Below are 13276 nucleotides of genomic sequence, written 5' to 3' on the forward strand. Positions count from 1 at the left end.
ATAAATTTGAGAATCAATCTGTTTAAATTAAAATTTTACAGAAAAATGAACGAAAAAGATATAAAAGGAACAAGCAAATTTTTAAGCCTTGTTCTTAGACATTCGCCTGAAACTATTCATTTAAAATTAGATGAAAATGGTTGGGCAAATGTAGATGAATTGATAACTCAATGCAATAAACATAAAAAGCAATTAGATTTAGATTCGTTGAATATTGTAGTTGAAACTAATGATAAAAAACGATTTGCTTTCAATGATGATAAAACAAAAATACGAGCAAGTCAAGGGCATTCTATAGATGTTGAATTGAATCTTAATGCAGTACAACCATTAGATTATTTATATCACGGTACTGTTGGTACCAATATACAAAACATCAGAGAAGGCGGTTTAAAGAAAATGAAACGTCAACATGTACATCTTAGTAAAGACAAAGAAACAGCTATTAAGGTAGGAAGTAGGAGAGGGATTCCGATTATTTTAACTGTCAATGCTGGAATGATGCATACAGATGGTTTTAAATTCTATCTTTCAGAAAATGGAGTATGGCTTACAGATGAAGTTCCTTCAAAATATATTGATTTTAAATCATGAAAAGAAGGCTAGTCATAGGAGATATTCATGGAGGGTTTAGGGCATTGACTCAGATTTTAGAAAGAATTAAAATCAAGTCAGACGATGATTTAATTTTTTTGGGAGATTATGTTGATGGATGGAGTGAATCAGCCCAAGTAATTGATTTTCTTGTTGACTTAAGTAAAAAATACAATTGCATCTTTATTAAAGGGAATCACGATATTTGGTGCGAAGGTTGGCTTGAATCAGGAAATGTAGATGCAGTTTGGGTTAAGCATGGTGGTGCCGAAACAATAAAAAGTTATGAGAATTATACTGCTGAGTTAAAACGAGAGCATTTGCTGTTTTTCAAGAAAATGGAAAACTATTATATCGATGAGCAAAAGAGATTGTTTATTCATGCCGGTTTCTCATCGATGCATGGACCAGAGAAAGAACACTATTCAACCAATTATTCTTGGGATCGTACCTTATGGGAAATGGCTTTAACAATGGATAAACGTATAAAAAAGGATTCACTTTCTTATCCCAAAAGATTATTGCTTTTTGATGAAATCTATATAGGTCATACACCAACTCTACATTATGGTATTGACGTCCCAATGCAAGGATGTAATGTGTGGAATATAGATACAGGAGCTGGATTTTATGGAAAATTGTCGTGTATTGATATTGATACAAAAACAGTTTATCAAAGTGATGTTGTCAAGGATATGTATCCAGACGAAAAAGGAAGAAATTAAATGTATAAATTAAAATAATAAACCATGAACCCATTATTACTAACAGATGGTTATAAAGTAGACCACAGAAGACAATATCCAACAGGGACAACATTAGTATACTCTAATTGGACACCAAGAAAGTCAAGAATCGAAGGAGTTGAAGAAGTTGTATTTTTTGGATTGCAATATTTTATCAAAAAGTATATTATTCAGGATTTCGATTTGCATTTTTTTAAACAGCCAAAAGAGGAAGTGGTAAAAAAATACGCTCGTAGAATCAATAACTATTTGGGAGAGAATTTAGTTGGGACTAAGCATATCGAAGATTTACATGATTTAGGATATATTCCGATGGTTTTTAAAGCTTTGCCAGAAGGAACAAGTGTACCAATTCGTGTTCCTATGTTTACTATGTACAATACACTTCCAGAATTTTTTTGGTTAACAAATTACTTTGAAACATTGCTTTCAGCAGTGGTTTGGTTGCCTTGTAATTCTGCAACAATTGCAAAACAGTATAGAAAAGTGCTTGATAAATATGCACAGGAAACATCATCTGTTCCTGAGTTTGTAGATTGGCAAGGGCATGATTTCTCTATGAGAGGAATGGGAGGAATAGAGGCAGCAGTAACGTCTTCTGCAGGGCATTTATTAAGTTTTACAGGTACAGATACTATTCCGGCGATTGATTTTCTAGAGGAGTATTACAATGCCAATTCAGATATTGAATTAGTTGCAGGTTCAGTAGCTGCAACTGAGCATTCAGTAATGTGTATGGGAACTACCGAAGGGGAATGTGAAACTTTTAAAAGATTAATTTGCGAAGTTTACCCTAAAGGAATTGTTTCTATAGTTGCTGATACTTGGGATTTATGGAGAGTATTGACTGATTATTTACCTCAATTAAAGGAAGAAATTATTTCAAGAGAAGGTAAAGTTGTGATTCGTCCAGATAGTGGTGATCCGGTAGATATTATTTGTGGTAATCCAAACGGGAAAACAGAAGAAGAAAAGAAAGGTGTTATAGAATTAATCTGGGATGTTTTTGGAGGAACAACAAATAGTAAAGGATATAGAGAGTTAGTGCCGCAAATTGGAGCAATATATGGAGATAGTATTACTGTAGCTAGAGCAACTCAAATTTGCGAAAGATTAAAAGCTAAAGGATTTGCTTCTACAAATGTGGTTCTGGGGATTGGTTCATTTACATATCAGTATAATACCAGAGATACTTTTGGATTTGCAATGAAAGCAACTTACGGTGAAGTAAACGGTGAGGGAAGAGCGATCTTTAAAGATCCAATTACAGACGATGGAACAAAGAAATCTGCTAAGGGATTAATGAAGATAGATTTAGTAGATGGGGTATATCATTTAACAGATAATGTTTCTTGGGAAGAAGAGAGAAAGGGAGAATTAAAAGAAGTTTTTCGAGATGGTAAATTGTTAATTAATCACACATTAACAGCCATTCGAAATAATATAAAAAATGAGGAGCTTGTAATAAGCTAAATAATAAAGAAAAGCCTAAATGAAATTAACATTTAGGCTTTTTTATTTTTTAAATAGATTTACTTCTTGTAGAAATTATTATGGTCAATATATTCCCAAACTTTTTCAGGTAACAGGGGTTGAATATTTTTTCCTTCTTTAATATTATTGCGAATAAAAGTAGAAGATATTTCTACGATTGGAGCATCTATTAAATGAACTTTAGGATGGTTTTTTAGTTCTACATTTTCTACTTCAGATGAAATTCTAGGGTAAACATAAATATCATAATTTTGAAGAATCACTTCATAATTTTTCCATTTGTGAAGAGTTTTCAAATTGTCTTCCCCCATAATCAATGAAAATTCATGATTTGGATATCTTTCTTGCAAATGAATTAGCGTATTTACAGTATAATTAGGCTGAGAGAGTTTAAACTCTATATCTGAAGGTTTGATTTTTTCGAAACTATCAGTAGCAATATGAACCATTTGTAAGCGATGGTAATCGTCTAGTAATGTGCTCTTCTTTTTAAGCGGGTTGTGAGGTGTTACCACCATCCAAACCTGGTCTAAATTGGCATGTTCTGCCATGTGATTGGCAATAATAAGATGCCCAACATGAATGGGATTGAAAGTTCCGAAATAAAGACCAATTTTCATAAAAATGGTTATTTTGTTTGATAGATCAAATTGTAATTAACTACAATAATACAATACAGGGTAGTTAATTCTTTTTTTACTTTCAAAATTGTTCTGAAATGTAGCGATTAAGCTTAAAAACGATTCTTTTTAGTGATCAGGTTATCAACCGAAAATTTACCGCTTCCTGTAACAAAAAGGAGTAAATAGAACAATAGGTATAGTATTCCCATTTCTTTAGTGTCGATTGGGTCAGCACCATGAATAATAAATACAGCTACTAGCATTGTTATTAGTAATGGTATTGCGGCTAATCTTGTTCCTAAACCTATTGCAATAAAGAAAGAACATACAACTTCTGCAAAAACAGCAAGACATAAAGAGAAAGTGCTTCCTACTCCAAGAGGATCGGGAAATTGGATTTCACCTCCAGCTAAAAGTGTGTTTAACTTTGGTAAACCATGAAAAATCATCAATGTAGCAATTGATAATCGAATTATAAGAAGAATAAGACTCAGGCTATTTTCGTTTCTTTTGACTTGAAATAATTTAATCATAATGTTAAGTACTGTTTTCTGTTCTAAAATTAATTTATTCTTTTGATATCGCTCTTTAGTTTAGAATTTCTAATCTCTATTTATAAATTCCTTTACCAGTTGATATGCTTCTTCTTTGGCAGTATCTAAATCGTAATTTTTGATAATCTTGTCAAATTGAGGAGCTGTTGCTAATTCTACAGATGCTTTTGCAATACGCATATTGATTTTATCTTCACTTTCCGTAGAACGTTTTTTCAATCTTATTTTTAGTTCATCAATACTTGGAGGTTTTACAAAAACAGCAAGAGTTTGTTCAGGGAATTTATGTTTGATACGTAATCCACCAGAAACATCAATGTCAAAAATAACATTTTTTCCTAAGGCCCAAATACGTTCAATTTCGCTTTTTAAAGTCCCGTAAAAATTATCACGGTATACTTCTTCCCATTCTAGGAAGTCTTCGGCTTTAATATGCTTTTTAAATTGTTCTAATGAAATGAAATAGTAATCAGTTCCATTAACTTCCTCTCCACGTGGCTCACGTGAGGCTGCAGATATAGAGAATTCTAAATTTAAATCTTCTTTGCTTAATAAATGTCTAACGATGGTTGTTTTTCCTGAACCTGAAGGTGCTGAAAATACTATTAATTTTCCTTTTTTCATTCTGTTTTAATTTCAATTAATTTCTCATTAATGGTAATTGCCTTTGCAATTTTGGTGTCAGCACCATTTTCAGATAATTTAAATTTTTTAATGTGTTTTACGTCACTCTTCATTTGTTCGTAATAGACATTGCTTAAGCAGCTTTCTATTTCTGCTCTTTGAGTATCTATTAAGTTAAAATCGGAATTGTAGTTTAATATTGTGTACCCAATTTCACTGCCAGCACCACACATTCCTTGTATGTTGAATTTGGATATATAGTCAAATTTTAATAATATTTTTGTTCCTGTTGAGGTGCTTGTAAAATTTATTAATTCGAAATCTCTGTCATAAAACCCTAAGTGTGATAAATCGATGTTTCGATTTATCTTAGGACTTTTTATGTTTAAAAGTTGGTATTCTTTTAAAAGAGAAATGTCATTATTGTAAAAATTGAGTTTTAATTTTTTCTTTCCATCACTCCATTCATTAGTTGATTTATCACTTCCTGAATAACTAAATTTCTCATCAAATCCAGTTAGACTCTTAAGAGTATCTAGTTTTTGCCAAATAGTTCCTTTTGAGTCAAAGTTTAAAATTTGATTCTGTTGTTTTTTAGTTTTAAATGAATATAAGGTAAGGTCACCATCATAAATTCCTACCAATGGGATTTTTTTCTTGATATTGTCATAATAATACCATCCTTCAACAGAATAAATTCTCATGTGGTCTTCAGAAGAATTATAAAATTTAAGGTACATGGTGATTGAATATTTTTCATTAATCGAACCCGTTAGTACTTTCTCTTCAGTCCGAATATTCTGTAGTTCAACTTTTAATGTTTGAGCAAATAAAGGGAATGAAGTTATAAATAGAAAAGCCAGTAAGAGAAATGTTTTTTTCATGCATCAACCTATTTAAAGCACATTCAAAACTTGTTCTTTAATTTTTTCTAATTCATCTTTCATCATCACAACCAATTTTTGCATTTGAGCATGATTAGATTTTGATCCCATCGTATTAATTTCACGACCCATTTCTTGAGTAATAAAACCTAATTTTCTACCATTAGCTTCTGTGCCGTTAATAGTTTCTAGGAAATAATCTAGATGATTGGTTAGACGAACTTTTTCTTCGGTTATGTCTAATTTTTCAAGATAATAGATAAGTTCTTGCTCAAAACGATTTTCATCAACATTTACTTTAAGTTCCGAAATTGCTGTTTGCAAACGGTCTTTTATAGCCTGAACACGTTCTGGGTCTAGTGCCAAAGCATCAGTCATATATTGACGGATATTGCCAATGCGTAATTGAAATTCTTTTTCAAGAGATTCCCCTTCATCTTTTCTAAAATTCAAGATGTTTTGTAGTGCTTCTTCAATTACAGTTTGAATTTGCTCCCAATCATTTTCATCAATTTCCTCACGTTCTGTTTTTAATGTGTCAGGCATACGAATAGCCATCTTCATTAATTCAGTTTCATCAGCCTGAGGATAAACTTCTTTTAATTGGTTGATATAAATTTTCACGATAGGGACATTTACTTTCGTAGATGTTTGCTCAGAGGTACTTTCGATAAATATAGAAAAATCAACTTTGCCTCTTTCTAGTTTCAATGCAATCTGATTGCGTAAACCCAATTCCATTTCTCTGTAAAGTGAAGGCATTCTAACATTGAGGTCTAAACCTTTACTGTTTAACGATTTTACTTCTACAGTAATCTTTTTTGTTGGTAATTGCAAAGAAGCCTTACCGAACCCTGTCATGGATTGTATCATATAATTGGATATAAAGGGGCAAAGATAATGAAATATTTGCTGTAATCTTATTGAAGGTTATTTGGCTAAAGCCTTCATTACCTGTAAGATATTTTGTTGAGAGTTGCCAATGTATATTTTTTCATCAATAATAAAGACAGGACGACTCAAGAAAGTATAATGTTCTAGTATGTATTTTTTGAAATCGGCTTCGGTCAATGATTTGTTTTTTAAATCCATCGATTTATACAATTGCGCTTTTTTACTGAATAGCGCTTCGTAGCTACCAGCAAGTTGGTGCATTTCTTCAAGTTCAGTTTCAGTAATTGGATTTTGTTTGATATCATGATATGCTAAATCAATATCTTTAGGTAATCCTTTTATTATTTTGCGACAAGTATCGCAAGAAGCGAGGTAGTATATTTTGTTCATAGGTATCAAAGTTTAGACTGCAAAGAAATCTATTTAAAATTTAAAATGTTTATTTTTATAAAAAAAGTAGAATTATGACTCAGACATTTGAAGCAACAAGAGTAAGCAGAAATTTAATTTCGCAATTTTTAAATAATTTTTCCTTAGAGCAATTAAATAAGACCCCAGAAGGTTTTAATAATAATGTAATTTGGAATATTGCACATATTATTGTTACACAGCAATTGCTGGTTTATAAATTATCAGGGTTGCCAATGATGGTTTCGGATGAGTTGGTAGAAAAATATAGAAAAGGAACCAAGCCTGAAGGAGATATATCGCAAGCGGAACTTGAGGAAATTAAATCATTACTTTTTGAAACTATAAATAAAACAGAGGAAGATTATAGTGCTAAAGTATTTAAAACATATAATGAATTAACGACAAGTCTTGGTTTTGTTTTTAAAAATATTGATGATGCATTATCTTTTAATAACTATCATGAGGCACTCCATGTTGGAATTATGATGAGTATCCGAAAATTTATTTAATTTTTTCTATTGTCTCAATAGTTACTTTCATTGCACCAGCACCTTTATTTTTGGTAATGTCCATAAAAGCACGTTTTGATAAATCTATCTCACGTGTTTTTACAAATGGTCCTCTATCTGTAATTTCTACAATTACAAATTTTCCATTAGCTTCGTTAGTGACTTTTACTTTGGTGCCAAAAGGAAGTTTTTTGTGAGCAGCAGTATATTTATTGTTGTTGAAGCGGCTTCCGTTTGCAGTTTTTCGTCCATTAAAACGATCAGCATAATAGGAGGCATGAGCAGATTTTTTGTATAGTTTTAATTTGGAATTTTTATCTATAGTTATAGAGTCTTTTTCTGTATTAGTAGGAGAGGCAACTGTTTTGTTTCTTGGGTTTTTTAAGGTGTCCTGTATTATTTTAGGGTCAACAGGTTTGGTTTGACTTGTTATATATGAAAAACCACAACTTAAAAAAGTAATGATTAGGATAGAAAGTATGATAGATGTTTTATTACTCATAAATTTTATTTTTAAGGTGATAACTTACACAAATAATATGCCGAAATAAAAAAAAGCCCTGTATTTAGGGCTTTATTTGTGCTTTTAGAACCATGAGCTCCATGGTAATCTGCTTAAAATCAATACTAATCCTAATCCGTAAAAAATCGAAAATGTTTTGAATTTAGATTCGCTTGTGATTAAATTTTTATGTTTTGACCATCCAATAGTTATCAAAATAATTGCAATGATATTAATTAGTGGGTGTTCTAATGAGGTAAGTCTAAGTTCTGCGTTTGCCATTTGTCCAAAAGCTGCTTTACCAAATGGAGAGATAAAATAAAGGATCAAACCAATTAGTAATTGTGTATGAGTTGCAATTAATGTGAAAAGACCAATCTTACGATCAGTAGATGTAAAATCTTTTTTTGAAGTAAAACCAATGATGGCATTTATAACTGCAACAAGTAAAAGGATTAAGACAATGTATGCCCATCCTGAGTGGAATTTTTGTATGAAATAATACATAGAACTAAAGTTTTTTAAACAAATATAAACAAAATTATGGCATAAAAAAACGGCATTAAGCTAAAAGCCAATGCCGTTTTTGATAATTATTTTGATTCTAAATATTAGAAATTATAACTTAATGTAAAGTTCCAAGTTCTTCCAAAACCAAAGAATACTTGGTTGTTTGTTGCTACCCCATTATATGTTCTTCCAGCTGAAGCATAAGTAGCTCCATCTTTTCCATTAATGAAATCATCAGCAAAAGTATTTGTTCTAGATTCAGCAATGTAAATTTTGTCTAAAACGTTGTTTACGTTTAATCTAAAGTTCATTGATTTGTCTTTGTCTCTTCCTAAAAGCATTTTGTATGAGAAACCTGCATCCATAATTCCGTAAGAAGGTAATTCTAAAGCTCCTTTGTTGTCTGGAGAAGTAAAATCTACTGGGCTTAATCCTGCGTATAATTTGTCATTAAAATTGTAGTTAGCATCAAGAGTTACTCTTGTTAGTACTTCGTAAGATGCACCTAAAGAAGCTGTTATTTGTGCAGCATCACCAACTTTTACTTTGTCCATGTAAACTGTAGCTCCTGTAAATTCTGGAATTGGAGTATTGTCTGCTTGTAAATAAGCATTTACAGTTGCATTTCCTTTGTATTCCCAAATTCCGTAAGAGAACATTGCGTTAACTTTTAATTTTTCAGTCAAATTTGAACTTCCTTCAAATTCAATTCCTGAGTGAACTTCATTAAGACCTACGTATTCTGTATAAGTAGTATTTGAAGGGTATTGAGCACTAGTTGGAAGAGCTTTACCTTTTAAATATCTATCATTCCAAGTTGTGTTATAAACGTTAACAGTAGCATTGAAGAAACGAGAACGGAATCCGTATCCAGCTTCAAAACCAATGATTTTTTCGTTAGTAAGGTTAGGGTTTACTGTTGATTTATTATTTGGGTAAACAGCGTTAAAAAACGGTTGTTTTGAGTAATAACCAGCATTTACGTATACATTGTTTTTCTCATTAATGTTGTAGTTTGCACCACCTTTTACGTTTCCACCTACTATATTTTTGTAGTCTGTTGAAGCTAATTCAGGATTTACAGCTGGATCGTACAAGAAGTTATCTTCTCTTTTGTATCCTTGTTGAGAGACTGCCCCTTGAATAAATGCAGTTAAATTATCTTTAGAGTACTCTAATTGAGTAAAAGCTCCATACCATCTTACATTTCCAGTACTGTTGAATGAAATTTTATCATAATCTACTTTTTTGAAAACATTCCATTGAACGTCTGTAGAATACTCAGTTGTAAGGTGTCTACCTCCTGGTTGTAAGCTTTTAATGGATGTATCGTAAAATTCACCTCCACCTAGTAGGTCATTTAGTACAGTAAAGTGATATCCTTTGTAAGTTCTAGCATCAACTCCAAAATCTAAAGTTAATGTATTGCTTAATTTTTTATTCAAGTTAATTACAGCACCAAACCAGTCATGTGAGTTGATAGATGCAGTTTGTGAGATTCCTGAAGTTCCTGAACTTGCAGCAGCAGGAGTGTTAGCATTTGATCCTGAAGAGAATGTGTTTTGGTAAACACCTCCAACTTTAGCTCTAGTTTGTAATCCAGTAAAACCATCTATATAAACCGATTGACCAGAGTTGTAAGCTACAATTTTATCATAATCTACTAAACCATTAGCTGTTCTGAATGCTGTTGCATCACTGTAGACTTTTCCTCTAATACCACCTGAAGCACTTGCTCCAGCTCCACGTCCCATTGAAGCGTAAAATACACTAGAAAGTTTAGTAGTTTCGTTTATTTTGTAATCCCAGTTGATAGAAGCAATTGGTTTGTGGTAGTAGTTTTTTCTAATATTGTACGTTTCTCCATCTAAATATCCTGCATCTGCATTATATCTTGTATTTGGGTTGTCAACAGAACCGTATTTTTGGTAAGTTTCAATTGATATGTTTGAAGATCTCTGATTGTGCCATTGTGGCGCACCAGTTAAAGTAAATTGGAAATCATGTTTGTTGTCTTTTGTAGAATATCCTAAAGCTACATAATAATTAGTACCTTCGAATTCTGTTCCTTTTACATATCCGTCTCCACGAGTTTGTGACAATAAAACAGAAGCAGAAAGACCATTGTCTAATTTTCCAGTATTGTAAGATCCTTGCAATTTTAAATAATTTGCATTACCAAATCCTGAAGAAAATGACCCACCTTCTTTCATGTCAGAAGATTTAGTTACAATGTTTATTGTTCCTCCTACAGAAGATACAGCAAGTTTAGATGAACCTAGACCTCTTTGTACTTGCATTGCTGAAGTTACATCTGCAAGTCCAGCCCAGTTACTCCAGTAAACAGTTCCACCTTCCATGTCGTTAATTGGCATACCATTTACCATTACAGCAATGTTTTTTTGGTCAAATCCACGAATGTTAATTCTTGAATCTCCGTATCCACCACCACCTTTTGTAGTATATACTGAAGGTGTATTTCTTAAGATTTCAGGAAATTCCTGAGTTCCTAATTTTGCTTGAATTTCTGAAGCTTTAATTGTAGAAACAGCAACAGGAGTTTTTCTGTCCTTTGCGATATCAACTATGGTACTTTTTATAACAATCTCTTCTAATTGGTTAGAGTTTGATGTTAAAACGATAGTTCCTAAATTAGTTGTTCCGCCTTTAGAAACAGAAAATTTAATTGTTTTAGTATCGTAACCTAAGTAAGAAATAACTATTTCTCCAGAAGCTACTGAAGTTGAAATAGAAAATTTTCCATCAAAATCGCTTGAACTAGCTTCGGTTGATCCTTTAACAACAGCGTTAGCTCCAGGTAAAGAATTTGAACCATCGGTAATAGTACCTGTGATTTTTCCTTGCGAAAATACGGTTGAAACTATCATGAACAATAGTCCTGTGAGTAACCAATTTTTCATTGTCTTCATTTGTTATTTAGTTAATTGTTTTTGGCAAAATTATAACAAATTAATCGGATTATGTTATCAAAACGTTAAGAAAATTATGTTTTGCGTAATCTCTTGAATATTAAAGGGGTTTTGTTGATTTATAATAAGGAAATTAATGTTTTTTTGAATTTTCAACGTGATTATTTGTTAAAATGGCAATGAGCTTTAGCCATAAAAAGGGAGTTGGTGTTAAATTTGGATGAACAGAATATGTTGAAAATTAGTATTATAAGAAAAAGCTTATTGATCGGATGTGAATCAATAAGCTTTTATGTATTGTGTAGTATTAAGTTTCTAGTACTTACTTATTTTTTAAGAAATAATTTAGTAAAAAAGAAGTTGAACTATCGTGGTTTTTTACTGTTTTTGTATTGATTTCATCAAGTATAGAATTAGCCAATTGCTTTCCTAATTCTACTCCCCATTGATCATAGCTAAATATATTCCATATAATTCCTTGTACAAATATTTTGTGTTCATATAGAGCAATTAATGAACCTAAAGATTTTGGAGTTAGTTTTTGAATCAATATTGTATTTGTAGGTTTGTTACCAGTAAATACTTTAAAAGGTAATAAAAATGCTGCCTTGTCTGCTGCAAGACCTTGTTTGTCAAATTCGGCTTGAACTTGTTCTTTTGTTTTTCCGTGCAATAAGGCTTCCGTTTGTGCAAAGAAGTTTGACATCAATTTATTGTGATGGTCTTCGTTACCGTATAAAGGTTTGATATACCCGATAAAATCAGTTGGAATTAATTTTGTTCCTTGATGTATTAATTGGAAAAAAGCATGTTGTGAGTTTGTTCCAGGTTCTCCCCAAATGATTGTTCCAGTTTGGTAGTTAACAGGTTTTCCATCACGTCCAACACTTTTTCCATTGCTTTCCATGGTTGCTTGTTGCAAATAAGGAGCTAATTTTTGTAAATACTGTGTGTATGGAATTAATGCTTCGCTTTCGGCTCCAAAGAAATTATTGTACCAAACACTTAATAGAGCTAGAATTACTGGAATGTTTTGATCAAACTCGGCCGATTTAAAATGTTCGTCCATTTCATAAGCACCATTTAACAATTCGTCATAATTATCAAATCCAACAGCTAAGCTAATGCTTAAACCAACGGCACTCCATAATGAAAAGCGTCCTCCAACCCAATCCCACATAGGAAAAACATTGTCAGGGTTAATTCCAAATTCAGTAACTTTTTCAATGTTAGTTGATACTGCTACGAAATGTTTTGCGATGTCTTCCTGACTAGCCGATTTTAAAAACCATTCTTTTATGGTTTCTGAATTGGTTAGTGTTTCTTGAGTAGTGAAAGTTTTAGAGACAATTACGAATAATGTTGTTTCTGGGTTTAATTTTTTAATTACTTCATTAACATGGTCGCCATCTACATTTGAAACAAAATGTGTCGTTAGGTGATTTTTGTAAAATTGTAAAGCTTCAACCGCCATTACAGGTCCTAAATCAGATCCACCAATACCAATGTTTACAATATCAGTAAATGTTTTTCCTGTGAATCCTTTTCTTGCTCCAGAAGTAACTTCTTGGGTGAATGTTTTTATTTTGTTTTTTACGCTATAAACTTCAGGTATTACATTTTGTCCATCAGCTTTTATTACTGCAGATTCTTTGGCGCGTAATGCGGTGTGTAGTACAGCTCTGTTTTCTGTTTGATTAATTAGCTCACCATTAAAGTAATCACTAATTGCATTCTTTACTCCAATTGTATTGGCTAATTCAAGTAAAAGAGATATTGTTTCTTGATTGATATTGTTCTTAGAGTAATCAACTAAAAAATCATTCCATTTTAAATTGAATTTTTCTGCTCTTGAATTGTCAGCTTGAAACAATTCTTGCATAGTAGTTCCTTGGATGTCTTTATAGTGGTTTTGTAATTTTTTCCACGCTTCGGTCCCAGTTGGGTTTGTTGTATTTAAAGCCATTTTTATGTTTAAAATTGTAGTTCGGTTATTGAAAA

General features: G+C 31.9%; 14 protein-coding genes. 4 read left to right on the forward strand and 10 right to left on the reverse strand.

Annotated elements, in window-relative coordinates:
- Nucleotides 1-45: 45 nt before the first annotated feature.
- Genes LNQ49_RS13640 through LNQ49_RS13650 form a run of 3 tightly spaced genes read left to right on the forward strand, consistent with a single transcriptional unit; the run spans nt 46 to nt 2813 of the window.
- Nucleotides 46-594, forward strand: a complete 549-nt coding sequence (locus LNQ49_RS13640) for an RNA 2'-phosphotransferase (protein ID WP_229989506.1) — start codon at nt 46-48, stop codon at nt 592-594.
- Nucleotides 591-1319, forward strand: a complete 729-nt coding sequence (locus tag LNQ49_RS13645; RefSeq protein ID WP_229989507.1) for a metallophosphoesterase family protein — start codon at nt 591-593, stop codon at nt 1317-1319. Before LNQ49_RS13640 ends, LNQ49_RS13645 begins: the two co-directional genes overlap by 4 nt.
- Before the next feature lie 24 nt (nt 1320-1343).
- Entirely contained in the window at nt 1344-2813 is a 1470-nt protein-coding gene (locus tag LNQ49_RS13650; RefSeq protein WP_229989508.1) for a nicotinate phosphoribosyltransferase, read from the forward strand.
- Between the two features lie 59 nt (nt 2814-2872).
- Here the strand turns inward: LNQ49_RS13650 and nadD are convergent, their stop codons facing one another.
- From nadD to LNQ49_RS13680, 6 genes are all read right to left on the reverse strand, one after another.
- Nucleotides 2873-3454, reverse strand: coding sequence for a nicotinate (nicotinamide) nucleotide adenylyltransferase (gene nadD, locus LNQ49_RS13655; protein WP_229989509.1), 582 nt, complete (start codon nt 3452-3454; stop codon nt 2873-2875).
- Nucleotides 3455-3567: 113 nt separating this feature from the next.
- Nucleotides 3568-3990, reverse strand: coding sequence for a DoxX family protein (locus LNQ49_RS13660; RefSeq protein ID WP_229989510.1), 423 nt, complete (start codon nt 3988-3990; stop codon nt 3568-3570).
- A 69-nt stretch (nt 3991-4059) separates the two neighbouring features.
- On the reverse strand, nt 4060-4635 hold the full coding sequence (gmk, locus tag LNQ49_RS13665; RefSeq protein ID WP_229989511.1) for a guanylate kinase: 576 nt from the start codon (nt 4633-4635) through the stop codon (nt 4060-4062).
- Nucleotides 4632-5519: a hypothetical protein gene (locus LNQ49_RS13670; RefSeq protein WP_229989512.1), complete on the reverse strand. Its 888-nt coding sequence runs from the start codon at nt 5517-5519 to the stop codon at nt 4632-4634. Before LNQ49_RS13670 ends, gmk begins: the two co-directional genes overlap by 4 nt.
- A 12-nt stretch (nt 5520-5531) precedes the next feature.
- Complete coding sequence (locus tag LNQ49_RS13675; RefSeq protein ID WP_229989513.1) at nt 5532-6392, reverse strand: YicC/YloC family endoribonuclease; 861 nt, start codon at nt 6390-6392, stop codon at nt 5532-5534.
- A 57-nt stretch (nt 6393-6449) separates the two neighbouring features.
- Nucleotides 6450-6803: an arsenate reductase family protein gene (locus LNQ49_RS13680; RefSeq protein ID WP_229989514.1), complete on the reverse strand. Its 354-nt coding sequence runs from the start codon at nt 6801-6803 to the stop codon at nt 6450-6452.
- Nucleotides 6804-6877: 74 nt separating this feature from the next.
- Between LNQ49_RS13680 and LNQ49_RS13685 the strand changes: the two genes are divergently transcribed.
- Nucleotides 6878-7333, forward strand: a complete 456-nt coding sequence (locus tag LNQ49_RS13685) for a DinB family protein (RefSeq protein ID WP_229989515.1) — start codon at nt 6878-6880, stop codon at nt 7331-7333.
- Here the strand turns inward: LNQ49_RS13685 and LNQ49_RS13690 are convergent.
- The 4 genes from LNQ49_RS13690 to pgi form a co-directional block, all read right to left on the reverse strand.
- Complete coding sequence (locus LNQ49_RS13690; RefSeq protein WP_229989516.1) at nt 7326-7835, reverse strand: septal ring lytic transglycosylase RlpA family protein; 510 nt, start codon at nt 7833-7835, stop codon at nt 7326-7328. The two genes, LNQ49_RS13685 and LNQ49_RS13690, sit on opposite strands and share 8 nt — an antisense overlap.
- Before the next feature lie 84 nt (nt 7836-7919).
- On the reverse strand, nt 7920-8342 hold the full coding sequence (locus tag LNQ49_RS13695) for a hypothetical protein (protein ID WP_229989517.1): 423 nt from the start codon (nt 8340-8342) through the stop codon (nt 7920-7922).
- Nucleotides 8343-8446: 104 nt separating this feature from the next.
- Entirely contained in the window at nt 8447-11275 is a 2829-nt protein-coding gene (locus LNQ49_RS13700; RefSeq protein ID WP_229989519.1) for a TonB-dependent receptor, read from the reverse strand.
- A 322-nt stretch (nt 11276-11597) separates the two neighbouring features.
- Complete coding sequence (gene pgi, locus LNQ49_RS13705) at nt 11598-13241, reverse strand: glucose-6-phosphate isomerase (protein WP_229989521.1); 1644 nt, start codon at nt 13239-13241, stop codon at nt 11598-11600.
- Between the last annotated feature and the right edge of the window lie 35 nt (nt 13242-13276).

Origin of the sequence: Flavobacterium pisciphilum (assembly GCF_020905345.1) — a bacterium.
Lineage (GTDB): Bacteria > Bacteroidota > Bacteroidia > Flavobacteriales > Flavobacteriaceae > Flavobacterium > Flavobacterium pisciphilum.